Below are 26,564 nucleotides of genomic sequence, written 5' to 3' on the forward strand. Positions count from 1 at the left end.
GGTTATCTCCTCGTTCTATGATTAACTTTGGGCTAATTCCTTCATCGCATCGTATACTTTGTCTTGATTTAGCATAAAGAACTTTTCCATGATGCCATTATAAGGCGTAGCAGGGACATCGGGTCCGCAAAGGCGTTTGATTGGTGCATCAAGCTCAAACAAGATTTCCTCTGCGATTACGGCGGAAATTTCGCCCCCAAGACCTCCCTCTTTATTGTCCTCATGAACAATGAGCACTTTCCCAGTCTTACGGGCGGCCTCGACAATTGATTCCTTATCCATCGGATACAGCGTGCGCAAATCCAAAATATGGGCGCTGTACCCGTCTTCTTTCGCTAACTTTTCGGCAGCTTGCAGAGCGAAATGCAAGGTTAGTCCATACGTGATCACCGTAATATGTTTGCCTTCGCGCTTGACATCCGCCTTACCGATCGGGACAACATAATCCGTGTTCGGCACTTCTCCTTTAATCAAACGATAGCAGCGCTTGTGTTCGAAAAACAGAACCGGATCTTCATCGCGGATCGCTGATTTTAGCAATCCTTTAACGTCGTAAGGAGTCGATGGGGCAACGACCTTTAAGCCCGGAATATTGCAAAACATGGCTTCCACGCATTGCGAATGATAAGGTCCACCGTGAATGCCGCCCCCATAAGGAGCCCGGATTACCAAGGGGCAGTTCCAATCCCCATTCGAACGATACCTCATTTTTGCTGCTTCACTTACAATCTGATTGACAGCGGGCATTATAAAATCGGCAAATTGCATCTCAGCCACAGGCCTGAACCCATATGCCGAAACTCCGACCGCAACCCCGACAATCGCCGATTCAGCAAGGGGAGTATCGAGCACCCGCTCTTCCCCGAACTGTTCATAAAGCCCTTGTGTAGCTTTAAATACGCCTCCCTTTAAGCCTACATCTTCTCCTAAAACGAACACTTTAGGATCGCGAGCCATCTCCTCACGAAGTGCCAAATTAACCGCCTCAATATACGAAATGACTGTCATTGTTTATTCCCCCTTATTCCGCGTATACATGCTTCAGTGTATCTTCCGGTGCTGGAGCCGCTGCAGCCTCGGCATATTCCGTCGCCTCATCCACTTCCCTTGCAACCCAGTCTTGAATCTCCTTCTCTATCTCATCCGTCAGGACGCCTGTTTCTCTAAGGTATCGGTAAAAAAGCGGAAGGGGATCTTTCTTCTTCTCTTCCTCCACTTCTCCCTTCGGACGATAGTGTCGGTCATCATCATCGGAGGAATGAGAGGTGAAACGGAAGCAACGGGCTTCGATTAAAGTTGGCCCTTCTCCTCTTCTTGCGCGATCTACAGCCTCTTTCATGACCCTGTATACTTCCAGCGGGTCACTTCCGTCGACACTGAAACCTGGAAACCCATATCCGCTAGCACGGTCAGCAATGCTATGGCAAGCTACTTGCTTAGAAAACGGGACTGAAATGGCGTATTTATTATTCTCGCAGAAGAAGATGACGGGCAATTTGAAAACACCTGCAAAATTAGCTCCTTCATGAAAATCGCCTTGATTGCTGGATCCTTCGCCAAAAGAGGCAAACACGACCAGATCCTTGCCCTCCATCCTTCCTGCTAAAGCCAAACCCACGGCATGGGGAACTTGGGTGGTTACCGGACTGGAACCGGATAAAATCCGATATTTTTTGCCTCCAAAATGTCCTGGCATCTGTCGTCCTCCACTATTCGGATCCTCAGCCTTAGCGAACGAATTGAGCATCAAATCCCTTGCCGTCATGCCAAAGGAGATGACCAGCCCGATATCCCGGTAATACGGACAAAGAAAATCATTGCTTTTATCCAGCGCATAGGCCGCTCCGACTTGAGCCGCTTCCTGTCCTTGACAAGAGAGTACAAACGGAATTTTGCCTGCACGGTTAAGGAGCCACGTCCGCTCGTCTACCTTACGGGCTAACAGCATATCCCGATACATGCCGAGTACTTGTTCAGCGGATAAACCTAAAGCTTGGTGCCTGTTATCTACATTGCTGATTCCTGATTTAACCATCGCATGACCCTCCTAGACATTTCTTATAACCGATGATGTTCATAAATGAATAGCCCTTCGGTCTACAGCCAGCGCAGCTTCTCCCAGTATCTCTGCCAAGGAAGGATGAGCATGAATCGTTTGGGCAATTTCCCAAGGAGTAGCATCCAACGATTTGGCTAATGCCCCTTCTGCGATCAAATCCGAAACATGCGGACCAATCATATGAATGCCTAATATATCCTCTGATTTGGTGTCCGTGACTATTTTGACAAAACCATCGTGTTCCCCATAAATCAGAGCTTTACCAATTGCTTTGAATGGAAATTTGCCTGTTGTAATCGAATAGCCCTTATTCTTCGCTTCTTCTTCCGTCCATCCGATACTGGCAATCTCAGGGCGGCTATAGGTCACCTTAGGCACCTTGGTGTAATCCAGAGGATGAGGGTTTAGACCTGCTATATGCTCTACAGCTATAATCCCCTCATGAGCAGCAACGTGAGCCAATTGCAAGCCTCCAATGACATCCCCAATGGCATAAATATGATTTTCAGCCGTTTGAAAATATTCGTTTACCTGAATGACGCCCTGCTCCACTTTCACTTCGGTATTTTCGATGCCAATATGATCGACATTCGCCGTACGCCCCACGGAAACCAAAATCTTCTCTGCTTGCAAGGCAAGAAGCTCTCCGCCTTGATCGGCTTGAATCGTAACCGTGTTCCCTTCCTTCAAAAGGGTATCAGGCAACACCTTCGCACCTGTATGGATTTGGATGTTGCGGCTTTTCAATAATCGAGTCATTTCCTTGCTAATCTGGGCGTCTTCCAAGGGGAGAATACGTTCTGCAAACTCTACGATTTGCACCTCTACCCCCAAATCATTCAGTAAGGAAGCCCATTCAATTCCTAACACCCCACCGCCAACGACGAGCATAGATGTTGGTAAGGCGTCCAATTGGAGCGCTTCGTTGCTTGTTAACACATAGTGTCCATCCGCTTCCAGTCCGGGGAGAACACGCGGTCTGGATCCCGTGGCAATGAGCAAAAACTTAGGAACTAAAATCTCCGATTGCCCATCCGCACGAGTGACGGCCACCGCTCCAGCTTGCGGAGAAAAAATGGAAGGTCCCATGGCTCGACCTTCACCTTCAAACACGGAGATATTCCCTTTTTTCATTAAATATTGAACACCTTTATGCAGTTGATCGACGATGCTTTGTTTCCTTTCTTGCATTTTCAAAAAATGGATCGATATATCACGAGCCTCTACTCCAAATTCAGCGCATTGGGTAACGGTGTGATACACCTCAGCTGAACGAAGAAGCGCTTTACTAGGAATGCATCCCCGATGAAGGCAAGTTCCGCCAAGTTTATCCTTTTCGACAACCGCTACCTTCATGCCTAATTGGCTGGCGCGAATTGCGGCCACATAACCGCCGGTCCCAGCTCCTAAGACGACTAAATCAAATTCGTTTGCTGACATGGCTGAAACTCCTCTCGCCATAATTTGAAATCGCTTTCATTTCGTCGCCTATATGTGACCCCGAACCTGATCTATCCTCCATGTAAGCTATATTTTTATGATATCATTCAAAAAAATAGATAGAAAATACCGGTTTTGTTGGATGATCATACCTTTTAGGAATACATGTTTTCAGTAAAACCAGAACGAAAACGCGTGTTGCTTTTAGTGAAAAGGAATACCGCTAGCTTGCCGAGGAGAGGAAGGCGACGGATTCATGTTTTTCGTTCGTTCCTCGATGGCTCCACCCGCTGATCTTTCGATATCCGAAGCGCTCAAGCCTCGGATCACCAAGCTGCTGAACAGGTCACGTACGTCTGCGCCATATTTGCCGAGCAAGGGAAGGGTAGTGAACAAAGAATTGCCTCGAATGCCCATAATACCTAAAGATAACGCGCCTTTTTCAATATATTGCGGTCTGGGCATCACCTTCAGCAGCATTTCATCGGCAGCTTGCAGAAGAATGCTTGCATCTATGCCTGTTTCATAGCCCATTTTGTGAAGCGCGGCTACAAGCACTTCCGTAGGAGCATTGCCGGCACCAGCGCCAAAACCGGCAAGGCATCCGTCAACCAAATCTGCCCCCTCCTCCACAGCGATAAGCGTGTTGCCGATAGCGAGTCCCAAGTTGTTATGGCCGTGAAATCCGATGCGAATGGATAGATGCTGCCGTAATAGGCTCACTTTGGCGCGAACCTCATCTATCGTCATCGCCCCTGCAGAATCCACGATATACACAGCATTCGCGCCGTAAGACTCCAGTTTCTTCCCCTGCTCCAAAAGCTGTTCCGGTGAGGCCGCAGAACTCAGCATGAGGAAGCCGAACGCTTCGAGCTCCAGCGCATGGGCTGCTTTCATGTATCTTTGCGCAAGATCGGCTTCCGCAGCTAGTGTAGCCACGCGGACGACTTGTGCTCCGGCTAGCTTCGCCGTTTCCAGATCGGTCAACCTGCCGACGCCGGGCAGCAGCAAGGCGGTAATACGCGCTTTGCGAGCTGACGCCCTCGCAGTGTCAATGGCTTCCGCATCCAATAGAAGACTTTTGCCAAAATGGAGGCTAGACCCGCCCACGCCATCTCCATGGGAAACCTCAAGGTAAGGAGTACCAGCTTGATCTAAACTGGAAGCCAGGAAAGATAAGTTCTCCGCAGTGTATTGGTGTAAAAGAGGATGACACCCGTCTCTCATCGTGGCATCTAACACTTGCACAAATCGCTTAGTCCCCATGGTAGAGCCCCCTTTCTTGTTGCTGCTTAACCCAGCGCTCGCCCGCCCGACATGCGGATGAAGTTAACAGATCCATGTGGCCGTAGTCTTGAGACAATGGCTTGCTCCATGACCGCACCTCAATCATGAATGTGAGGATCGAACCGGAATAGGAAGGCGTATACTTCAAACGATAACCTGGAAAATCGTTTGAAATCTCAGCAGCAGCTTGTGATAATGACAGGGTAACCGTAGATGGATCGACCCCTCCCTCCAGTTTAAGGTGCACGATATATCGATTCACGGCGGACTCCTCATCCGGATTAAGGAAAATCATCGACTTCGCCTGCAAGGCTCCTCCTATTCCTGTCAGTGCAAGCTCTGTGGCTGACATATATTCGTCCAAATGAGCTCTGAATTCGCTATCAGCAGCTTTACTCGGAATATCACTGATCACCTCCGCTTCTTGAATCAAGCAAATCTGAGATAGCGCAGCAACCAGAGGCACAATCGCTTGTGCGGCTGGGGATACAAGCTGGATGTGGGCACACTCCTGCGGAAGCTCGGGAAGAAGCCCATAAAAGTCTCCTCTCCCTTGCATTTCCGGCACCAGATGAATATATCGTCTAGTGGATCGATGATCAGGTTTATTTGCAAATTCACCTAATCCCGTGTAGCTCGTATTGAACACAAGTTGAATCTGTTCATTATTCAGCACTTCTTCGATGCTATTCGCGCAGGAAATATTGAGTTTACCAAGGCCCTGTATGCAAGAATCCCCGACTGGCGTCCATACGCATTCAAGAATAAAGCTATGGTTATGATTCATTATTTTCATCAAAAGCTCTTGTCCCAACTGCCCTTGCCCTATCAACGCCGCTTTCATTAGCATGGAGTCTTCATCCATCCTTTCTCGTAAAAAGCCTGCAAACAGCAAGATAAGTCAAGCTGTTTCTGCTTAACTTATCTCTCCTATCGACCAAGCTATGTTTTTTTGGTAAACGCAGCTACGAATACATCACGGTAACCATCGACTCCATCCGGCAAAATCGCGCTTACCCCGTGCATCACTTTATTGTCATCGGCAAAAATCAGATCAAGCGGCTGCAGCGTGACGCTTTTCAGTGGATTTCGTTCATTATCATAAATCGTGCTTTCTCCGCCGAGAACGTTATCGCGCGCCACGACCATCATAAAGATGTATGTGACGCCGTCCCGATGGACTCCCTCCGGAGCCGGTTCTCCCTGCTCATTGGTTCTGGCCAAGATGCGGATGGGGTGAAGCGATACTTCCCAATTGCTTGACCCTTCCAATTGCTCCACCACGTTGAATGCCCATTGGAGCAATCCTCTTAGAAATCGGTTGTCAGTAGTCTCCGCTTCCATAGGATCAAAGTGTCTCACCACGCCGCCGTTCAAGTAATTAATATCCGTAGGCTGGTAGTAAGGGCGATCGAGGAAGAAGTTCATGGAGCGATCCGAGGTGGAATATTCAATCGTCGCAAACCGGCGAAGCCGGTAGGTCCCATTATCCTTCATATATTTATCCACCGGCTGATTATTGAAGCTTTGGGCAAATTCCTTCCAATCGTCCTCACGGAAAAAATCAGCTTGCTTAAAGAAATCGCTTTCAATTGAACAAAAGCCTTTAGCCTTCAGTTGAGCGGAAACATGGCTCACATCCAGCGCTGTTTGTACCCCTTTTTTCACTTGTTCCATCTCTGATTTCACTCCTTATATGGTAAATGTCGTTACAAAAATTCCCGGATCACGGCTGCCAAACGGGGAATACCCTCCCTAATTTTCTCATCCAGCATATTGGAAAAGTTCAGACGCAATGCGTTCTCATGACCGCCATTTGGATAGAAGGAACCTCCCGGCACAAAAGCGACGCCCTTTTCCAAGCTTTTCTTTAGAATCTCCCGAGCATTGACCGTCGTTGGCAGTTCAACCCAGATGAACAATCCCCCTCTGGGCTTCTTAAACGAGACTTCTTTTGGGAATTCCCGCTCTATGATCTCCAGCATCAAATCTCTTCTATTCCTGTACACGTCTTTCATTTTTTCGATGTTTTCGTCCAAATCGAAACGTTCCATGTACGTATGGACAATTCGTTGACAGAACGTCGACGTATGCGTATCCGCCGCTTGTTTGGCAACGACATACTTTTCCATCAATTGCGGGGAAGCGCACACCCAACCGATCCTAAAACCGGGACATAGAACTTTGGAGAAAGAGCCGAGAAACACGACCTGGCCTTTCCGATCGAACGAAGCCAGCGACGGAAGCATCTCGCCTTCGTACGTTAATTCGCCATATGGATTATCCTCGACGACTACGATGTCATAACGACCTGCAATCTCCATTAATGCTTTGCGTCTTGCTATAGACCATGAGCGTCCCGTAGGATTCTGGAAATCCGGAATGACATAAATCAGCTTCACCCGATCCGTTGTCTCCAATATACGGGTCAGTTCCTCCATGATCATCCCTTGATCGTCCGTAGGCACTTCGATAAATCTCGGATTGTAGACGCGAAACGCCTGGAAAGCACCTAAAAAAGACGGGCTTTCACATAATACGACATCTTCATCATCGAGGAATAGCTTGCCGGACAACTCGATACCCTGCTGCGACCCGCTTGTGATCAATATGTCCTGGGGCGAGTACGATACAGAGAACTTGGCGAGCATTCGCTGCGCAATCTGCTCTCTTAAAGGCAGGAACCCTTCGGTTGTCGTGTACTGTAACGATTGTTTGCCGTGATCAGTCAATACTTGCACAGACGCTGCTTTGATCTCTTCGATCGGAAAAAGCTCCGGTGCCGGCATCCCCCCAGCAAAAGAAATCATTCCCGGCTGCTCCGTCATTTTCAAGATCGCCCGAATGTCTGATCCATGCAAATGATTCATTCTTTTGGAAAATTTCATCCTTCCTACTTTCCTCCTTTCGTTCGTGAAAAAGCATGCTACATCCCTTATTTTACTGCCCCCTATTCCATTCGTTAAATACATATCATGCATAGAAACCATTCAAAAAAGCTATAGTCCTGGTTTATTAGGCAGGTTTGCCTGGATATAGGCAATAAACTCCCGAGAAGCATAAGAAAGGTATTTATCCCGGCGATAAATCAGCGCCAACTCCCAAGCAATATGAGGATGGGAAATCGAAACGACATGAACCGCGAGATAATTCAAACGGCTCGCCATCGATCTTGGAATCAACGAGATTCCTAATTGAGACGCCACCATCTCACAGCAGAAATCCCACAATGAGGTCATATGGGCCACCTTGGGTTCAAACCCCGACTGCACGCAGGCTTGCCAAACCACGTCGTGAAGGACGAATTCTTTGGTAAACAGAATGAACGGTTCATTCGTTAATTCGAATAAACTTACGGACTCTCTTCCAACCAGCCAGTGCTCACTTCCGACAATGGCAACCAGCTCTTCAGACAACAATGAAACCGTCCCATAATGCTGGGTACTCACCGGCAACACGGTGACCCCAAAATCGACATTTCCTTGCTCCAGCTGCATCTCTACATGTTTCGCGCTGAATTCTACCATTTGAATCTCAATCCTGGGGTACTTCTTCTTGAACCCGGTTATAATTTGGGGAAAAAGCAATGCGCTGACCGTAGGCAATATTCCCATCTTCACTTTTCCTCTTTGTAAATGGACCAGCTCATTCACAGAAGAAGACAAGTCCTCCATCAACTGCAAAATTTTCAAAGCCTGCTCGTAAACGAGTCCCCCCGTATCCGTGAGATCAACTTCCCGCTCCGAACGGTCCAGCAAAGTAACTCCCAATTCATCTTCGAGGCTTTTGATCATCTTGCTGATGGAGGGTTGAGAAACGAACAGGACTTGCGAAGCTTTTGTGAAATTCTTATGTCTGGCGACTTCTACAAAGTATTGAAGCTGTCTAATATCCATCTCTCTGGACTTTCCCCCCCACTTTTCCCCAAGTCAATGTCTTAACGTTTAGAACGTTTGTACGCTCTTGGAAAGATACCAATATGTACGAAAACGCATGTCGCTTGTGGCAACATGCGCTTTCGATTCAATCAGCAAATATTCTGGTTTTTTCATCTTATTCTTCTATAAGGTTAACCGAAATAACCTCAATAATTTTCTCTATTTGGAGGGCTATTCTGGAAAGTCGAGCTTCATCTCCGCTGATGGTGACCTTAATTTTGTTAACACCCTCCTCTACTTTCCCCCATGTTAATGACTCAATGTTTAGAACCCTTCTCATAATTACCCCAATTACTCTGAGAAGAACATCTTGATTATCATTCACCAAAATGCAAAAAGTCTGAGACATCATGCAAGGCCTCCCATTACACGTTATCAAATATATCGATAAATGTTTGTGCGCTCTTGGAAAGGTACCGGTTTTGAAGCCAGACAATCCCTACATCGGATTGAAAAGAGGTATCGTAGATATCAAGTATTTGTATGTCCGGTATCCGAAAAGAAGTCATAACGGACTTTGGCAAAATTGTGGCTCCGATACCGGCTACAACTAATGCGATAATGATCGCCACACTCGAACATTCGCAGATCATATTCGGTTCAAATCCAAAACGTCTGCATTCATTTACGATTTTTTCATGCAACCTGATAGTTTTATCACTTTTTACAGCTAAAAGCTGCAAATCTGCGAGTTCTTTCATGGAAATGGAGTCTTGTAAAGGAAAACAGTTCCATTGTCGAGGTACAACAGCCACAAAGGGGTCAGAAGGTAATCGCTTTATGGCATATTTGTCTGAATCATAATTCGATTCAAAAGGAAGTCTCGTGATCACGAGCTCAATATTTCGATGCTCCAAATATTCCGCGAGTGTAACATGATCCCCCTCCAAAATTTTAAAGGTAACACGCGGGTATCTCTGACGGAATTCACCAATTTTTAGCGGAAGCAGCGAGATGCATGAAAAAACGGAACCGACCGATAACGTTCCCTGCAATCCGTTTTCAATATCTTTCACTTCTTTTACAGCCTCATTCAAATCGTGCAGCAAACTTTCCGCCCATCTTTGCAGAACCTCTCCCGCTTGGGTTAGCTTCATTTGCTTTCCATTGCGATCAAATAAGGTTACGCCGAGTTCTTCTTCCATCAATTTAAGCTGCCGACTTAAGGGTGGTTGTTCCATATGCAGCGCTTGGGCAGCGCGAGTAATTTGTTCTTCTTTGGCAATAGCCAAAAAGTAGTTCAGTTGGCGAACATCCATGATTCCCCCCCCCTTACGGCATACTCAACGTGATTTTCCCGAAGCTTTGATTCCCCTCCAAATCGAATAGAGCTTCTGCCGCTTCTTCGAGGGAATATGTACGGCTTAGAACCGGACGAATGTGATGTTCTTCAAAAACGCGGAGCATGTGCCCAAACTCCTGTGGGCTTCCCATAGTTGTCCCTTTAATATCCAGTTGCTTAAAAAACATTTTGGCGGGCGCTATCTCCGGAATGGGTCCGCTTGTCGCCCCGAAGATGACGATGCGTCCGGCCGGCTTGGCCAGATAGAGCAGCTGGTGGAAGGTAGGCCCACCAACGCCATCAATGATGAGGTCGGCCTCACCCATCACGTTTTTCAAATCCTTGGCCCAATGCGCTGAACGATAGTTGACTCCCCCTTTCGCTCCGAGCATTTTCGCTTTCTCGAGTTTATCTTCGCTGCCGGAAGTGACAAACACATTTGCCCCTTTCAGCACGGCCAATTGCAGGGCGAACAGGGCTACCCCGCCGCCGATTCCGGGAATCAATACCGTCTCCCCTTTTTGCACACAACCCCTAGTGATCATGGCTCTATAAGCAGTTAAACCGGCCAAAGGGAGCGCTGATGCTTCCTTCCAAGAAAGATATGCAGGTTTAACATATACATTTTGACTCGGAACGGTGACATATTGCGCGTAAGTTCCATCCGTCGGCATACCCAATATGGAGAATCCGGGACCGTAGTAAGCCAGATGCTCCCCCCAGTTCAAAGCTGGATTGATAATAACAGAACCGCCAAGCGGAATGTTCTGCACACCATCACCCAAGGCGACGACTTCACCGGCTCCGTCCGCTCCCAGAATCGAGGGAAGCTTCAGTCCGGGATACAATCCATGAGTAATCCACAAATCTCTACGATTAATAGCGGCGTACTTTAATCGCACCAACACTTCGCCTGACTTGGGCTCTGGTGTATGCACCTCTTCGTAACGAAGCTGACGTGGACCGCCAAGATCTCGTAATATCACGGCTTTCATATGAACCTCCACCTCTCCTATGGCAGCCTCAGAGACTCGATCTAGTCGGCACCGCCAAATTTATACTTTGCAACTGGCTTTTCGTCGTGAATGAATGCGTTCCTCAGCAAGACGATCTGCCGCCATATAAGTAGGTATACCATCGCGCTTTGAAATTTCGAAGATTAAGGAAGTGGTGTTATATATTTCTTTCACTTTGTTAAATGCCCGTTCACGATCATAACCGTCCAATTCATCGGCAATATTAATCACTCCTCCGGCATTAATGACATAATCAGGTGCATACAAAATGCCCATGTTATGAATCAGATCACCGATCCGCGTTTCTTTCAATTGATTGTTCGCCGCACCCGCAATGACTTTCGCTTGCAATCGAACGATTGTTTCGTCATTGATGGTGGCTCCCAAAGCACAAGGAGCATAGATGTCGCAACGAACGCCATAAATATCTTTCGGATCAACCGCTTTGGCATTATATTGTTCTACGACCTTCTTTACTGCCTCCTTGTTGATGTCGGTCACAATCAACTGCGCTCCTTCTTTGTGCAGATAATCGCAGAGAAAGTTGGCAACGTTTCCTACGCCTTGGACGGCTACTGTTTTTCCTGCCAACGAATCGGAACCAAATGCTTCTTTGGCCGCAGCTTTCATGCCTTGGTAGACACCGAATGCCGTTGCTGGAGAAGGATTACCCGAAGACCCGTATTTGGCAGATTTACCTGACACGTACTTCGTTTCCTGGTGAATGATATCCATATCCTCGACCGTAGTGCCTACATCCTCAGCAGTAATGTAGCGTCCGTTCAGGTGTTGAATATATCGTCCGAATGCGCGAAGCATTTCTACATTTTTATCTTTTTTCGGATCACCAAGAATGACGCTTTTTCCCCCACCGAAGTTAAGCGACGATACGGCGTTTTTATAGGTCATTCCTCTGGCCAACCGCAGAGCATCTTCGATTGCAGCGTCATCGGAAGCATAATTCCACATTCTCGCTCCACCCAGTGCCGGACCCAATGTGGTATTGTGAATAGCAATGATCGCCTTTAGTCCCGAACGCTTATCCTGGCAAAACAAAACCTCTTCGTAATCATCTTTCACCATAGATTGAAAAATTTCCATATCGCCCCTCCTTAAACGGTCATTTTTTCAACCACATAATAATGAACCGGATCCTCGCTGCGCAATAACCCTGTGACTACATATCCATTTGCCAAAGCATGTTGAAATTGATCGCGCAGAGTAAATCGCCATTCTTTCGCCAAATCTATCTGGTCTCGTTTCATATCATGAAGATAGCGTGGTACCGGAATGATATACTCATTCTCATTCCCAAGCACTTGGCCAATAACAGGGCGGGCAAAGCTCCCTGATTGCAACCACTTCACCAGTGACGGATAGCTCTGCCATCTTTCACTGGTAATGGATTTACCTGCAGCGGCATCAACTGCTCGCACGGATTCCAGTTCCCACTCGACCAGAAAGCGGTCTGACGGCAATCCTTTATTCACTTCGTCAGCCAAATCTCCGTAATAAGCAGGTAGATACGTCCGTATCGTACCGCCTAATTTGCAGAGATTGAGATAAGCATTTCGCGTCTCGAGCGGGTCGAACGTCCAGATAATTTTTTTATAGCCGTAATCAATTGCCCAGAGGCGCTGTTTGTGTTTTAGCTGATAACCGATGCCTAGATCGCGATATTCGGGGTCTATCGCCATCATGTGAGAACATAGCGATACTTCACCGTTTTTATATCCGGCAAACCCGTAGCAAAAACCAACTAATTGGTCTTGGTCGTACGCTCCAATAACGACCCCGCCATTGTGAATTGCCGCTACAAGCTGCGCCAACGGCGTTGTAGCCATGTTTCCCCAAACTTGACGTTGCAACGCTTCGACATCTGGCATGTGTTCTGGTTCGGTTACTATTGCGTAACGAATCACAGGTTTCATTCTCTCACTCCTGCTATTTGGCGATTGTAACTCTCTTGGCGGACGAGGAACTTCTTAACACTCTCTGGTTTGAGGTCGTAGCCGATTCCCGCCCCTGTCGGGACAGCAAGCACTCCTGGTGCAAACAAGGCTACTTCCGGTTCTACGATGTCTTCTACCCAGTAGCGATTGGATGCCGAGGTATCGCCTGGAATTGTGAAATTGGTCAGTGAGGTTATCGCTATGTTATGGGCGCGCCCCACTCCGGTTTCAAACATTCCTCCACACCAGACAGGAATATCGTGCGCCTGACACAAGTCATGTATTTTTTTCGATTCAGTTAAACCACCTACACGGCCTACTTTAATGTTAATAATCCTGCAGCTGCCCAGTTCAATCGCTTTCCGCGCATCCTCCACCGAGTGAATGCTCTCGTCCAAACATATCGGGGTTTGCAGCTCTTTTTGCAGCTTAGCGTGGTCAATGATATCGTCATGGGAAAGCGGTTGCTCGATCATGATCAAATTGAACTGATCCAGTTCCTTTAAAATGTTTAGTTGATCCATCGTATAGGCGGAATTGGCGTCTGCCATCAGCGGCACATCCGGCCCAAACTGTTTGCGAATGGCCCGTATCGGTTCGATATCGAAGCCGGGTTTGATCTTCACTTTGATTTTTTTATAGCCTTCATTGATAAAACCTTCTACTTTCGCCAACAACAGGTCTATGGTCGGCTCAATCCCGATACTTACACCAACATCGATGGTCGTCTTTTTCCCACCCAAACCGACTGCCAGTGAGATACCTTTCTGCTTGCAGTACAAATCCCATACAGCACCTTCCAATGCTGCTTTTGCCATATTGTTACGGCGAATCGGGGCAAAGAGGTCGTTCACTTCTTCCGGTGACGTAATCTCTGCCGAGAGCAGTGTGGGAATAAGAAACCTCTCCAGCATATACCAGACCGTGTCCGTTGTCTCCTCGTTGTACATAGGGAATGGAAAAGATGTGCTTTCCCCGTATCCTGCATTTCCGTCCGTATCATAAACGGTTACCAGCACCAAATCTCTTTTGTCCATCCGTCCAATGCTCGCTTCAAAAGAAGCCTTAAAAGGCATAATTAATCGTTGTAGTTCTACTCGTTCAATGTTCATCGATACGTCACCGCTTTCATTTTAAATTACTCCTGTTTGCTGAAGTTTATGCTCGGGCAGCTTCCGACACTGCGTTTGATAAAATTTGTGTGCCGTATACCAAAGATTCCATTGCAAACGACATGTGGGGATGGTGCAGACCGGGCTTTAAATCGCAACCGAGTCCAACCATCGTCGATGCTAGACCGTTCATCTCCAGAGGGTAGAAATGAAAATCCTCCCCTCCCTGCGTCAGGCACCGATCCGCCACATTCTCAGGCCCAAGAACCTTGCTGATGGCTTCTTCCGTGAGCTTTATCATCGTCTCATTCACTGTTGCTGCCGGTACATAGCTGCCATACTTCCACTCCACGCAAGTAGTGGTTAAAGCTGCAACCGTGTGAAGCACATGTGCGGTTTTTTCTTTTAACTCGGCCATTCCCTCGTTGGTCTGGGCTCTCAGATCGAGCGTAAATTCAGCTCTTTCCGGTATGACATTGGAGGTTTCACCTCCTCCTTGCAATTGCGTGATTTTTACAGAGAATGGGCACCGTTCTTGCAGGCGAATTCCCTGTAATGCTTGAATGATCAAGGCTGCTGCTTCAAGAGGATTTTTCCCCTTTTCCGGGCGAGCAGCGTGGGCTTGCAGACCCTGAATCACTCCTCGAATGGACGTAGACGCGCCGTGCACAATAACGGGAGCGGCTTTGCCATACGGCACTTCCATACTAGGACGCAAATGCACCCCTAAGAGCATCGTTACTCCATCCAAGGCGCCGTCGCGGATCATTTGAAGCGCTCCCTCCCCTTTCTCCTCCGCAGGCTGAAAAATAAAGCGAATCGTTTTATGGGGGCGAATCTGACACGCAGAGAGAGCTAATGCGGTATGGAGTACCATCGTGCTGTGAGCATCATGGCCACAGGAATGGTTAGCCTTCACAACTCCGTCTACCTCTTGTACCAATGCATCCATGTCGGCACGAAGAGCTACGACTTCTGTTGTTTCCCCTGGAATCTCCGCTACAAAACCATAGTGCCCGGCAAACGTGTGAACTGAAAAACCAGCCTCTTGCAAGCGTTCTTGCAAGTAGTGCGAGGTTTTCTCTTCTTTCCAGCTGGGCTCTGCCAAATCATGCAAATCGCGATAGGTTTGAACAATATGTTCACGCTGTTGATTCACGTAATCATTCGGCATGTAAGTACTCATTGGTTAACTCCGTCCCCTACCTTTTATAAAGTTTCTGCTTGGAATGTTACTTCGTCAAGCGGATAAATCGGTCGCGATAATCGTTTGTAATCAAAGAAAGAAAACTGAAGTGTCGTTAAGCCTGGTGAATCTACCGTAATGATTTGTTTGCTGATGAGTTCAAATGCTGCCCGGAAATGCTGACTTGACTTCAAAGCGACAATTTTATACGTGTTGACGTCGATTCCATGCAGCAGGTAAATTTGTTCATCAAATACTTGTGCTCTGACAGAACAGACGATAATGTCGAGACCGCCTGCTTGTAAGCGTACCGATTTGCCGAGGTTAACATGCAAGCCTTTCCACATCGACGAAGATGTAATGAAGCTGCCATCTGTGAGCGATTTGACAGTGGCGGTTAACGCGATCGGCTCCCCGTGCAGCTTATCTACTTTCCCGCCCAATTTCACAGTAATCGTCGTTCCCACTCCCGCTTCATGGGCGATTTGTGCTACTTCAGGGTCGTAGATGAAGGCGAAACAGGCATTTTGCAAATTAGCTTCCAGCATCGTCCGTAGTAAATACGTGCCGTCGCCTGATGACCCGCCGCCGGGATTGTCTGATGTCTCGTTGATGACAATCGGCAGCCCATCAGCCGCAAGGGCCTGCGTGATGCCAACCGTCGGCGATAGGACTTGAGGAGTGAATTCTTCCCGCTTGGCCCATATTTGGTTCGCTACGTCGTCAGCCACCCCTTTGGCTAGTAGCTGGTTGCCTTTGGTAACAACAACAACGGAAACGCTAACGTACGGATGGTCGGTATAAGGGAAGCCATGAAAGAAAGCACAGTCAATAACGTCAGGGTGTTTTTCCCATTCCCAGCAAATCGCGTTGATATCTTTAGCCGGAGAGAGGTTCGTCGTCGAGGTGGGGATCATCAGCGGCAGTTTGATCAAGTGAATGGCCGTTTGAAGTCCGTCCTTAACCATTTGCTCAGCAATGTCAACGGCTTCCATGCCCCGTTCGTAGCAATCCGTATGCGGGTACAGATGCACACCGAGCATTACATTTACTTCTGCAGCCATTTTTTCCGTAAGATTTCCATGCAAATCAAGCGTTACGATCAGGGGCAGTTCGTAACCGATCAGACTGCGAACGTATTGTAATAGATCGCCTTCCATATCATCAATGCCATCGACAACGCCCGCTCCGTGTAGTGAGAGGCAGAACGCATCAACAGCTCCGGCTGCTTGAATACCCGCCGCCAATTCGCTTTTAATCATTTCGTAAGTCTCTCTGGTTATCTTTCCGGCAGGCTCAGCTATCGCAGCAAATGTAGGAACTACTTCTATCCCCAACGCTTCTGCGCGATTGATCATGCCTCCCAAATAATCGCGCACACCTCTGTGATTGGAAAGTATGGTTTCACCCCGTTCCCACGCCAGTTGCTTGAACAATTCTACGGTTGTCTCAACGCTCGAAAAGGTGTTGGTCTCATGCCATACTTCACCAATTGCAATTTTCATAATTTTGTTCCTCCTCAATGTTTGAAATTCTGAACTTCACGGAAGCTGGGGGCTACCCATATAAATGACAGGCAACAAAGTGGCCCGGCTCCGCTTCTATCTCTTTCGGACGATCGGTTTTACAAATGTCCATACACTGGCTGCAACGGGGATGAAAGGTACATCCCGTTGGCGGATTGACCGGACTTGGAACGTCCCCCGGTAATACGATTCGCTCTTTTTTCTGCAGCGGACTTCGAATCGGTATCGCCGATAACAACGCTTGGGAATATGGATGCAATGGATTTGAATAGAGCTGATGCTTTCCCGCATTCTCTATCATCCTTCCCAGATACATCACGCCGATCCGGTCGCTGATGTGCTTAACCACACTTAAATCGTGAGAAATAAAAATGTAGGTCAGCTGCAGACTCTTTTGCAAATCCTGCAATTGGTTCAAAATCTGTGCCTGAATGGAAACATCCAGCGCAGAAACAGGTTCATCTGCAACGATTAAGGAGGGCTTTACGGCAATGGCCCGGGCAATGCCGATACGCTGACGCTGTCCACCGCTGAATTCATGCGGATACCGATCAACAAAGGTAGGATTTAACCCCACCTGATTCAGCAATTCTATCACTCTATCACGGCGCAGATGCTTGTTGCTTTCGGGGGCGTAAACGGACAGCGCTTCATCGAGAGTTTCATAGACAGTCATCCTAGGATTCAAGGAACCATACGGATCTTGAAAAACAATTTGCATCTGTCTCCGCAGCTTTTTCATTTCGCTCTGCGATAACGTTGTCATCTCTTGTCCTTCATATTTGACAGATCCGCCTGTTGGTTTGATCAGACTCATGATGCTTCTGCCGGTCGTGGATTTCCCACAGCCGCTTTCCCCGACGATCCCCAGCGTCTCTCCTTTTTTTAAGCGAAAGGAAACCCCATCTACCGCTTTGATGAAACTGGCTTCTCTTTGAAATAGTCCTTTCTTCAGCGGGAAATAGGTTTTCAAATCGTCTACTTCCAACAACCATTTGCTCATATGACCATCTCCTCGTTTGCGTATAGCCAGCATTTCACAGCATGTTTGGCAACTCTCATAAGAGGAGGATTTTCATTAGCACATTTCTCATGCGCATGCTCGCAACGAGAACGGAACGGGCAACCGGTCGTCACTTCCCCCATGACAGGGACATTCCCCTCAATCGATACAAGTCTGTCTCTTTCTTCTTCCAAATCCGGAACGGACTGAAGCAACCCTTTCGTATAGGGATGTTTGGGATTCGTAAAAATCGTCGCTACATCCGCTTCCTCTACGATCTCCCCGTAGTACATGACGAGAACTCGGTCTGCCATTTCCGCTACCACGCCAAGATCATGGGTAATCAGCAAAAGTGATGTATGGATACTTGCTTTCAACCCGTTCATCAAATCGAGAATTTGTGCCTGAATCGTCACATCCAGCGCTGTTGTCGGTTCATCTGCAATCAAAAGATCAGGATTACAAGCCATAGCCATTGCAATCATCACCCTTTGCTTCATACCTCCTGACAACTGATGGGGATATTCATCCACAATTTTATCTGGACGCGGAATCCCTACTTTTTTCAACATCTCAATGGACTTGCCACGGCGTTCCTTTTTGGACAAAGCTGTATGGATGCTGAATACCTCACCGATTTGCTGTCCGATGGTATGAACCGGATTAAGTGAAGTCATCGGTTCCTGAAAAATCATCGAAATTTCGTTCCCGCGAATGGAACGCATTTCTTTTTCAGACAGGCGATTGATGACTTTGTCTTTAAATCGGATAGTGCCGTCCACCTGACCAGCATTTGGTTTGATCAGTCCCATGATCGCGAGCGAGGTGATGCTTTTTCCACAGCCTGACTCGCCGACAAGTGCCACCGTCTCTCCCTTATTGATTTGGAAACAAATTGATTTTACCGCAGAAACATGACCCTTCTCTGTTTTGAAATGCATGGATAATTGGCTTACGTCGAGAAGAACATTGCTCATCCCTATCTCTCCTCCTCTGTCCGCATATGTAGCTTCAGGACATGCTCACCCGCTCGTTTTAGTTCCCCATGAAGTGATCATAGGCAGCTTTGGCCAGACGGGCGATTGCCTGTTCCCCTTCAAGCCTGAATAAATCCCCTTCTGAAAATACAGTAATGGTAAAAACACCCTTTTCCTCAGGCAAGTATACAATTCCTACATCATTGACGGCACTTCCGATCGTTCCCGTTTTAGAAGCAACTTTCACTTGTTCCGGCAAAAGGTAAGGGATTCGGTTCCTAAATTGCTGTTTACACATGATATCAAGAACGCCATTACTTGAACTTTCAGAAAACAACTCTTTTTGGGCGATCATTTCCAACAATTTGCCCATATCACGAGGTGTCGCCACATTATGGTCCGGGGATGTGAGATCCACATCATTTATTTTTTTCTCATATCCACTGGTTTCCACAATTTCCACAAATTCGTCATAAGCTTCTGGTGACACTGCCTGAGGCTCCATCCCTATAAATTGAGTCAGAAGATCCCAACAGCTCTGATTTACGAGAATATGGTTCAGACCCAGCTCTTTCATATAAGCCTCTACTTGCTTGGGACCACCAACCAGATCCAATACTCTGTCTGTTGCATAATTGTCGCTGACAATAATCATGAGCATGGCCATATCCCTGATAGATACCTCTGCTTCCGGATCAAGCAGTTGTAAAACACCTGAACCTGGAACGCGCTCTTCCCACTTGAGCTTAACACGCTCATCCAACCGAATTTTTCCGGCCTCGACATCCCGATAAAGAGTCGTCAGGATCGGAACCTTAAACGAACTGGCCATCTGAAACAATCGTTCTTCGTTGATGTTTGCTTCTTCCTTTGTTGCCAAATGCTTGACGGCTACCCCAAATGTACCCCGTTCGTCCTTCACGGCATTCTCCAGTTTTTGCTGCAGATTCATCTTTCAAGTTCCTCCCAACATTTGTTTTATTTCCGTGCGAGTTTTGGATCCAGGGCATCTCGCAGTCCGTCTCCCAACAGGTTGAAGCTAAGCACGACGAGCATGATCGCAAGTCCTGGAAACAATGACATCCACCAGGCCTTACTGAGATACGCTTTTCCTACATACACCATTGCCCCCCATTCAGGTGTCGGCGGCTGTGCTCCCAAACCGAGAAAACTCAGGGCAGAGGCAGCCAATATACTGCTGCCAAACATCAAGGTCGATAACACAATAATCGGAGAACTTACATTGGGAAGTATATGTCTGACCAAGATTTTGAAGTCGCTGATTCCAAGCGCGCGAACAGCTTCCACATATTCCTTTTCCCGTATGGACAAAACAGATGCGCGTACGACTCTTACATAGAGGGGAATGACCCCAATCACGATAGCCAGCATAGCATGGGTCAGACCGGGACCAAGAATGGCAATGATGACAATGGCCAGCAGAAGAGCGGGCAGGCAAAGCAAGATATCCATTACCTGCATGATGTAGATGTCAATTTTGCGATAGTAGCCGGAAATGACTCCCAGCGTTGTTCCGATCACTGAAGCACACGCAACCGTAACCAAACCCGTTAACAGTGAGATGCGCCCACCGTATAAGATTCGTGAGAAGATATCCCGACCATATTCGTCTGTTCCAAGCAGATGAGCGGTACTTGGTCCAAGCATACGATCCTGAAAATTCATTTGGCTGTACGGATACGGTGCCAACACAGGAGCTGCCAGTGTACAGATGATAAAAATAAGTAAAATGATGCCGCCGCCTACAGCCGTTTTGTTTTTTCGAAGCCGTTTCCCAACCGTTCCCCAGTAGGACTGAGGTTTGATCATCGTGGTTTCATCCGGCTCATTGAGATGTGTTGTGATTTGTTTAGCATTCACTTGTGTCACGTTGCTGCTCAACATTTTCCCTCCTCCCTATTCGTACTTAATTCGTGGATCCACATAGCTATAGATGAAATCAACAACGAGGTTTGTCAGAACGAACAGGACTGCAAGGAAAAAGGTCATTCCTTGAATCGTCGTAATATCCCGCTTGCCGATCGCCTCTATCGCCATACTGCCTATTCCATGCAAGCTGAACACTGTTTCCGTGACGACAGCTCCTGCGAGCATCGAGCCGAATTCCAATCCGACCACTGTAATAACGGGAATGAGCGCATTCTTCAGGCCATGGCGGAAGACGACAGCATAATAGGCGGCACCTTTGGCTTCAGCGGTTCTCATGTAATCTTGCTTGATGACGTCCAGCATGCTGGAGCGGGTCATCCGCGCAATAGCTCCCACTGTCGACATGGCAATCGTGATGGCCGGTAGAATCAGGGAACGTATCCCCTCATAACCGGAAATCGGAACCAAGGCGAGTTTATAAGCAAAAACCCAGATCAGCAAAAGAGCAACCCAGAAGCCGGGAGCAGAAATCCCTACGAGGGAGCAAATGACCATCAACCGGTCGATGATCGTATTATGCTTGACAGCGGAAATAACCCCAAGTATAACTCCTGCAACTACAGCAATCACAATACTTAAGGCCGCAAGCTGCAATGTAATGGGGAAGCGGTTCACAATCTGGCTCCAAATGGTCTCATGTGTCATATAGGATGTCCCCAGATTCCCTTGAAGCAATTTCCCTGCATAACTCACATACTGAATAAGCAACGGTTTATCCAGGCCGAGTTCCGTCCTCAGTTCCTTAATGGCCTCCTGAGTCGTATGCTCTCCCAATATATGTTCAGCGGGGTCGCCTGGGATCAAGTGAACGATGAGAAAAACGAGAACGGATACGCCAAAGAGTGTGCCAAACAAGGATAGCAGTCTTTTTATCAAGTACCTTTGCAATTGACTTCCCTCCTAACTTATAGATTTAAATAAAGACTCAAGTCACAGTGTTTATTGCAGACTCCGACTGCGTCAGCCTTGTAGTATCGACGCAGTCGAGTTGTCATCCTTCGTTATTTCGTCAAGCGTATATCGTTAAGCGACATAATGCCTGTGTATGGATTTAGTTTGAATCCTTCAATACCTTGTGTCGCTGTCACCGTCTGAGGAGTAAACAACGGGATCCAAGGCGTTTCTTTCACTAGAATTTCCTGCGCTTGTTCGTACACCTTCATACGTTCATCCACATTCGTCTCTACACTCCCTTTGAGGAGCAGTTTCTCTAGTTCCGGATTATCGATATGCATGCGGTTAATACCTTTAGTACCAAACACTAAGTTCATGATTTCTGGATCATTATAGTACCAATACAGGAGGAACATATCGTAGTTGCCTTTAGTCGCTCTGTCTTTCAACGTAGCGAAATCGGTTATAGTGATCTTCATATCAACCCCGATTTCCCTGAACTGGCTTTGCAGGATTTGTGCGGTTCGCTGGAAAACAGGCTCCTCCGTCACCAACAGTTCAAAGGAGAATGGTTTTCCGTCCTTTTTGCTGTCCTTATATCCGGCTTCAGCCAATAACGATTTTGCCTTTTCCAAATTTTTGGCGTACATACCTTTTGCCAAGCCTTCGATCTTTTCATTGTAACCAGGAACGGTCGGCGGCAACGGGCCAAAGAGCGGCTGGGCGTAGCCGGAATGGGCAACCTGATTGATCGGATCACGATCAACCGCCATTGCAAGAGCCTGTCTGACCCTAACATCCCGGAACATCGGATTTTGATTATTCATCCCTAGATATTCCATCCCTAGTCCCAATGTGCTTTCAATTTTGACTCCCGGAACCTTTTTCAGATCGTCCACGTAAGTAGTCGGTACGTCAGACAGCACTTGAATCGTGCCCTTTTTAAATTCCAGAATTCTCGTATCGTCATCCTTTAGAAAGCGGAAGACAACTTCATCTACATGTAGAGGCCCTTTGTTTTCAACCGATGAACCGCCCCAATTGTAATCCGGGTTTTTCTTGTAGGATACAGATTGACCGCGTTCGAATTTATCAAACATAATCGGTCCAGTTGCAGAAGGGTTTTTTCCGAAATTATCCGGGTTTTCCTTGTGACGTTTCGGATCTATCGGCGTCAAAAAATGCCCTACGACTGTCGACATAAATGGAGCGAACGGTTCAGAAAAGAAAATCTTGAACGTTTGCTCATTTATTACATCTACCTTCGTAACCGGACCCAGAAGCGATTTAATCGGGGAATCCTTTAGCATTGTTTCAATCGTGTACTTCATTGCTTCCGCGTTGAGCGGTTCGCCGGAATGGAATTTCACCCCTTTGCGCAATGTAAATGTCCATATCTTTCCATCCTCTGAGATATTGTAGCTTTCAGCCAACCAGGGGATGATTTTACCTGAGTTATCAAGTGTGATCAAAGGGTCGTACATCGTTCCATTTGCAGAGTCAAACCAAGTTGACCTTGTCGCATCCAAAGTTTCTGGTTCAATCATTGAGGAGATTACCAGCGTTCCCCCTTCTTTTGGAGTAGCTTTAGCGGTTGGATCACCGTCTGGCTTGGGTGATGATGTGCACCCAGTCAAGAGAATCGCAAAGATAACGAACATCATGGAGATACGATGGAACCTGCGAGATGGATTAAAATTAAACATTTAAAACCCTCCTTTTGTTGTCGATCGTAATCGGATACAACAGTTGTCTCGCCAATCAATTAAATTCAGTTATGACAACTACTCTTCTCCTTTAAAATGAATGAACAGAAAATTCGTCAAGTGGATAAATCGGTCGAGTTAACCGTTTGTAATCAAAGAAAGAAAACTGTAGTGTCGTTAAACCTGGTGAATCTACCGTGATGATTTGGTTGCTGATGGGTTCGAATGCTGCCCGGAAATGCTGACTGGACTTCAAAGCGACAATTTTATAAGTGTTGACGTCGATTCCATGCAGCAGGTAAATTTGTTCATCTATTACCTGTGTTCTGACGGAACAGACGAGAATGTCGAGGCCCCCTACCTGTAAACGTACTGATTTACCGAGGTCCATATGTGTACCTTTACCCACCGACGAAGATATAATGAAGCGGCCATCTGTGAGCGATTTGACAGTGGCGGTCAACGCAATCGGCTCCCCGTGCAGCTTATCTACTTTTCCGCCTAATTTCACAGTAATTGTCGCTCCCACTCCTGCTTCATGGGCGATTTGAGCAACTTCAGGGTCGTAGATAAAGGCGAAGCAAGCATTTTGCAAATTGGCTTCCAGCATCGCCCGAAGCAGATACGTGCCATCACCTGCAGTTCCGCCGCCGGGATTGTCTGATGTCTCGTTGATGACAATCGGCAGCCCTTCAGCCGCAAGCGCCTGCCGGATGCCTTCTGCCGGTGATAGGAATTGTGGGGTGAATTCTTCCCGCTTGGCCCATATTTGGTTCGCTACGTCATCCGCCACCTCTTTGGCTAGTAGCTGGTCGCCACGGGTAACTACAACGACGGAAACGCCAACTCCCGGATGGTCGGTATAAGGGAAGCCGTGAAAGAAAGCGCAGTCAATAACTTCAGGGTGTTTTTCCCATTCCAAACAAATCGCGTTGATATCTTTAGCAGGAGAAAGGTTCGTCGTCGAGGTGGGGATCATCAGTGGCAGCTTGGTCAAGTGCATGGCCGTTTGAAGTCCGCCCTTCACTATTTGCTCAGCGATTTCGACGGCTTCCGCGCCTCGTTCATAGCAATCCGTATGCGGGTACAGATGCACGCCGAGCAGTACATTTGCTTCTGCAACCATTTTTTCCGTAAGATTACCATGCAAATCAAGCGTTACGATCAGGGGCAGCTCGTAACCGACCAGACTGCGAACGTATTGTAAAAGATCGCCTTCCATATCGTCGATGCCTTCGACAACGCCCGCTCCGTGCAGGGACAGGCAGATCGCATCAACCATTCCGGCTCCTTGAATGCCCGTCGCCAATTCGCTTTTGATCGTTTCGTAGGTCTCTCTCGTTATCTTTCCGGCAGGCTCCGCGGACGCAGCAAACGTAGGTATCACTTCAATGCTCAACGATTCTGCACGATCGATCATGCCTCCCAAATAATCGCGCACACCTCTGTGATTGGAAAGAATGGTTTCACCCCGTTCCCACTCCCCTTGCTTGAACAATTCTACAGTTGTCTCAACGCTCGAAAAGGTGTTGATCTCATTCACCACTGCACCGATTGCAATCTTCATGACAGTTTTTCTCCTTTTAATTTCGGCATTTGGCGAAAACCAAAGCTGATGCGGACAACGTCGTGATTACTGTCACGAATGTGTCTCACACAAGTTTCCGCTCTTCTCCTTTTGATCAAAAAAAGGTCTTCACCAATTGGCTGCATGGGTAATTCTTGCATATCTCCGGTTCGTAGAACGTGCTTGCCGTTTTCCCATTTGATGCTGCACTGCATGCCTTCGTCTGATTGAAAGTCTCCTGTAAATTCCTCCGCCCGCTCCGTAGGAACTTGGAAGTGAGAAAACGACAGGTAAGATGCTTCGGCAGCTCGACCAGCATAAGCATTCAAAGCTCCATTTATCAGCGCAGTAGCAGGTGTTCCTTGCAGATTGATAAGTGAGACACCAGTTATCCCCAGTTCTGGAAGCACATGCATTTGTGCTGCAATCCCTTTGAGGGCTCCGCCATGTTCAACAAGCAGACTGCCGTGATAATCGGGAGTAAGCATTAGTCCGTAACCGTAAAAACGCCCAGGTTCAATCTCGATATGCAGGGCAATCATTTGTTTCACACTTTCCTCACTAAGGATTCGCTCCCCTCCGGCAAGTCCGCCTGTTCGGTAAATGTCAGCGTATTTCAACATATCCCGTAGTGTCGATTTGAGGAAACCGGCTGCTCTCATTGCAGGAGCATCATACCAATAGTCGGAAAGAAACACTTGCTCATCGCCATCGTTCTTTTTACTGGCGTAAATGGACGTAATATTATCGTCTCCTTTTAATTCCTCCAGGAAAAAGACGCTTCGATTCATTCCCGCCGGTTGCAGAATGTGCTCTTTTATATAGGATTCATAGCGCTTTCCGCTGACTCGTTCCACAATAAGACCCAGCAAAGCATAGGAATCATTGGAGTAACTAAACTGCGTACCGGGCAAACCGAGCAGTTCGAAATCCAATTCGGCCATATACTTCAACATTTCTGCATATGTTTCGATCATCGGCCCGTTATTAACCATGTTAAAGGCGCGTTCCCCAAGTATTTGCAGACTATCAGGATCGAGTTGCAAGCTCCGTTTAATCGCCAGGTACAAAGTAGATAGCGGCGGCAGCCCTGCTGTATGCGTCATCAGGTGGTGGATCGTCATTTGCTCAACTATGTTTCCCGCCTTCAGACGAAATTCCGGGAGATAGGTCACAATCGGATCGTGCACGGAAAGCTTACCCGCATCCTGCAGTTGCATAATCGCTACGCATGTAAAAGACTTGGTTATGGAGCCTATGCCAAACACTGTATCTGCTGTGTCTGCATGTCTGCTTTCAGCGTCACTAAATCCAAACCCTTTCTGATAGAAGGGCTTTCCATCTTTTGCGATGCCGATAACGGCATTAGGAATTTGATGCTCTTCAACCAGCTGTTGTGCATATTCCTCAAACGTGTTGATCCATTCCTGATTATACATAAGAAACCCTCCCGTAATTTTCATCTCATTGGTACAGGTGAACGCTGCAAGCAGCTTGCACCAGTTGGCCTTTCTCTTTATCATAGCAACCGCCTACTAATCGCTGTGAACGTTGTTGTCTTATTGGTACGTCGACGCAAACGGATAAAACTGTTGACTGGTCTGATCATACTTGTTAAAGCGTTCTTCCACGTTTTCCCAGTCCGCTTGTGTCACACCGGCGATAAGAA

Annotated in this window: 24 protein-coding genes; all 24 read right to left on the reverse strand. The window is 47.3% G+C overall.

Features of this window, described 5'->3' with window-relative positions; translation table 11 throughout:
* Positions 1–21: 21 nt before the first annotated feature.
* Positions 22–1,008, reverse strand: a complete 987-nt coding sequence (locus GC102_RS27160; protein WP_171692307.1) for an alpha-ketoacid dehydrogenase subunit beta — start codon at positions 1,006–1,008, stop codon at positions 22–24.
* A 13-nt stretch (positions 1,009–1,021) separates the two neighbouring features.
* Complete coding sequence (locus GC102_RS27165; protein WP_216628181.1) at positions 1,022–2,035, reverse strand: thiamine pyrophosphate-dependent dehydrogenase E1 component subunit alpha; 1,014 nt, start codon at positions 2,033–2,035, stop codon at positions 1,022–1,024.
* A gap of 39 nt (positions 2,036–2,074) precedes the next feature.
* Entirely contained in the window at positions 2,075–3,499 is a 1,425-nt protein-coding gene (gene lpdA / locus GC102_RS27170; protein ID WP_171692308.1) for a dihydrolipoyl dehydrogenase, read from the reverse strand.
* Positions 3,500–3,703: 204 nt separating this feature from the next.
* Positions 3,704–4,765 (reverse strand): 4-hydroxy-2-oxovalerate aldolase, encoded by a 1,062-nt coding sequence (dmpG, locus tag GC102_RS27175; RefSeq protein WP_171692309.1) that lies wholly within the window; start codon positions 4,763–4,765, stop codon positions 3,704–3,706.
* Positions 4,755–5,636 (reverse strand): hypothetical protein, encoded by an 882-nt coding sequence (locus GC102_RS27180; RefSeq protein WP_171692310.1) that lies wholly within the window; start codon positions 5,634–5,636, stop codon positions 4,755–4,757. The genes dmpG and GC102_RS27180 overlap by 11 nt, the downstream gene beginning before the upstream one ends.
* Positions 5,637–5,728: 92 nt before the next feature.
* Positions 5,729–6,463, reverse strand: a complete 735-nt coding sequence (locus GC102_RS27185; RefSeq protein ID WP_171692311.1) for a 2OG-Fe dioxygenase family protein — start codon at positions 6,461–6,463, stop codon at positions 5,729–5,731.
* A 32-nt stretch (positions 6,464–6,495) separates the two neighbouring features.
* The gene (locus GC102_RS27190; protein ID WP_171692312.1) at positions 6,496–7,674 is read right to left on the reverse strand and encodes an aminotransferase-like domain-containing protein; all 1,179 of its coding nucleotides are present in this window, start codon (positions 7,672–7,674) and stop codon (positions 6,496–6,498) included.
* 111 nt (positions 7,675–7,785) lie between these two features.
* On the reverse strand, positions 7,786–8,682 hold the full coding sequence (locus GC102_RS27195) for a LysR family transcriptional regulator (protein WP_171692313.1): 897 nt from the start codon (positions 8,680–8,682) through the stop codon (positions 7,786–7,788).
* A gap of 157 nt (positions 8,683–8,839) precedes the next feature.
* A complete protein-coding gene (locus tag GC102_RS27200) occupies positions 8,840–9,076 on the reverse strand; it encodes an ACT domain-containing protein (protein ID WP_171692314.1) in 237 nt (78 codons plus the stop codon).
* Positions 9,077–9,089: 13 nt separating this feature from the next.
* Positions 9,090–9,983 (reverse strand): LysR family transcriptional regulator, encoded by an 894-nt coding sequence (locus GC102_RS27205; protein ID WP_171692315.1) that lies wholly within the window; start codon positions 9,981–9,983, stop codon positions 9,090–9,092.
* A 13-nt stretch (positions 9,984–9,996) separates the two neighbouring features.
* Positions 9,997–11,001, reverse strand: a complete 1,005-nt coding sequence (locus tag GC102_RS27210; protein WP_171692316.1) for a quinone oxidoreductase family protein — start codon at positions 10,999–11,001, stop codon at positions 9,997–9,999.
* Between the two features lie 60 nt (positions 11,002–11,061).
* Complete coding sequence (locus GC102_RS27215) at positions 11,062–12,123, reverse strand: Glu/Leu/Phe/Val family dehydrogenase (protein ID WP_171692317.1); 1,062 nt, start codon at positions 12,121–12,123, stop codon at positions 11,062–11,064.
* An 11-nt stretch (positions 12,124–12,134) separates the two neighbouring features.
* Positions 12,135–12,866, reverse strand: a complete 732-nt coding sequence (locus tag GC102_RS27220; RefSeq protein WP_171692318.1) for a GNAT family N-acetyltransferase — start codon at positions 12,864–12,866, stop codon at positions 12,135–12,137.
* Positions 12,867–12,949: 83 nt separating this feature from the next.
* A complete protein-coding gene (menC, locus tag GC102_RS27225) occupies positions 12,950–14,086 on the reverse strand; it encodes an o-succinylbenzoate synthase (protein ID WP_171692319.1) in 1,137 nt (378 codons plus the stop codon).
* A gap of 46 nt (positions 14,087–14,132) precedes the next feature.
* On the reverse strand, positions 14,133–15,272 hold the full coding sequence (locus GC102_RS27230; protein ID WP_171692320.1) for a M20 peptidase aminoacylase family protein: 1,140 nt from the start codon (positions 15,270–15,272) through the stop codon (positions 14,133–14,135).
* 23 nt (positions 15,273–15,295) lie between these two features.
* Positions 15,296–16,777 carry a M81 family metallopeptidase gene (locus GC102_RS27235; RefSeq protein WP_171692321.1) on the reverse strand — a complete coding sequence of 494 codons (1,482 nt, stop codon included), beginning with the start codon at positions 16,775–16,777 and terminating at the stop codon, positions 15,296–15,298.
* A 52-nt stretch (positions 16,778–16,829) separates the two neighbouring features.
* Complete coding sequence (locus GC102_RS27240; RefSeq protein WP_171692322.1) at positions 16,830–17,801, reverse strand: ABC transporter ATP-binding protein; 972 nt, start codon at positions 17,799–17,801, stop codon at positions 16,830–16,832.
* The gene (locus tag GC102_RS27245) at positions 17,798–18,778 is read right to left on the reverse strand and encodes an ABC transporter ATP-binding protein (protein WP_171692323.1); all 981 of its coding nucleotides are present in this window, start codon (positions 18,776–18,778) and stop codon (positions 17,798–17,800) included. The genes GC102_RS27240 and GC102_RS27245 overlap by 4 nt, the downstream gene beginning before the upstream one ends.
* Before the next feature lie 58 nt (positions 18,779–18,836).
* A complete protein-coding gene (locus tag GC102_RS27250; RefSeq protein ID WP_171692324.1) occupies positions 18,837–19,730 on the reverse strand; it encodes a serine hydrolase in 894 nt (297 codons plus the stop codon).
* A 26-nt stretch (positions 19,731–19,756) separates the two neighbouring features.
* On the reverse strand, positions 19,757–20,608 hold the full coding sequence (locus GC102_RS27255; protein WP_171692331.1) for an ABC transporter permease: 852 nt from the start codon (positions 20,606–20,608) through the stop codon (positions 19,757–19,759).
* Positions 20,609–20,695: 87 nt separating this feature from the next.
* Entirely contained in the window at positions 20,696–21,616 is a 921-nt protein-coding gene (locus GC102_RS27260; protein WP_171692325.1) for an ABC transporter permease, read from the reverse strand.
* A gap of 113 nt (positions 21,617–21,729) precedes the next feature.
* Positions 21,730–23,328, reverse strand: coding sequence for an ABC transporter substrate-binding protein (locus GC102_RS27265; protein WP_171692326.1), 1,599 nt, complete (start codon positions 23,326–23,328; stop codon positions 21,730–21,732).
* 91 nt (positions 23,329–23,419) lie between these two features.
* Positions 23,420–24,895 (reverse strand): M81 family metallopeptidase, encoded by a 1,476-nt coding sequence (locus GC102_RS27270; RefSeq protein WP_171692327.1) that lies wholly within the window; start codon positions 24,893–24,895, stop codon positions 23,420–23,422.
* Complete coding sequence (locus GC102_RS27275; RefSeq protein WP_246321150.1) at positions 24,892–26,418, reverse strand: serine hydrolase domain-containing protein; 1,527 nt, start codon at positions 26,416–26,418, stop codon at positions 24,892–24,894. The genes GC102_RS27270 and GC102_RS27275 overlap by 4 nt, the downstream gene beginning before the upstream one ends.
* Positions 26,419–26,564: the final 146 nt, after the last annotated feature.

It is taken from the genome of Paenibacillus germinis (assembly GCF_013141785.1).
Classification (GTDB): domain Bacteria; phylum Bacillota; class Bacilli; order Paenibacillales; family NBRC-103111; genus Paenibacillus_E; species Paenibacillus_E phytorum.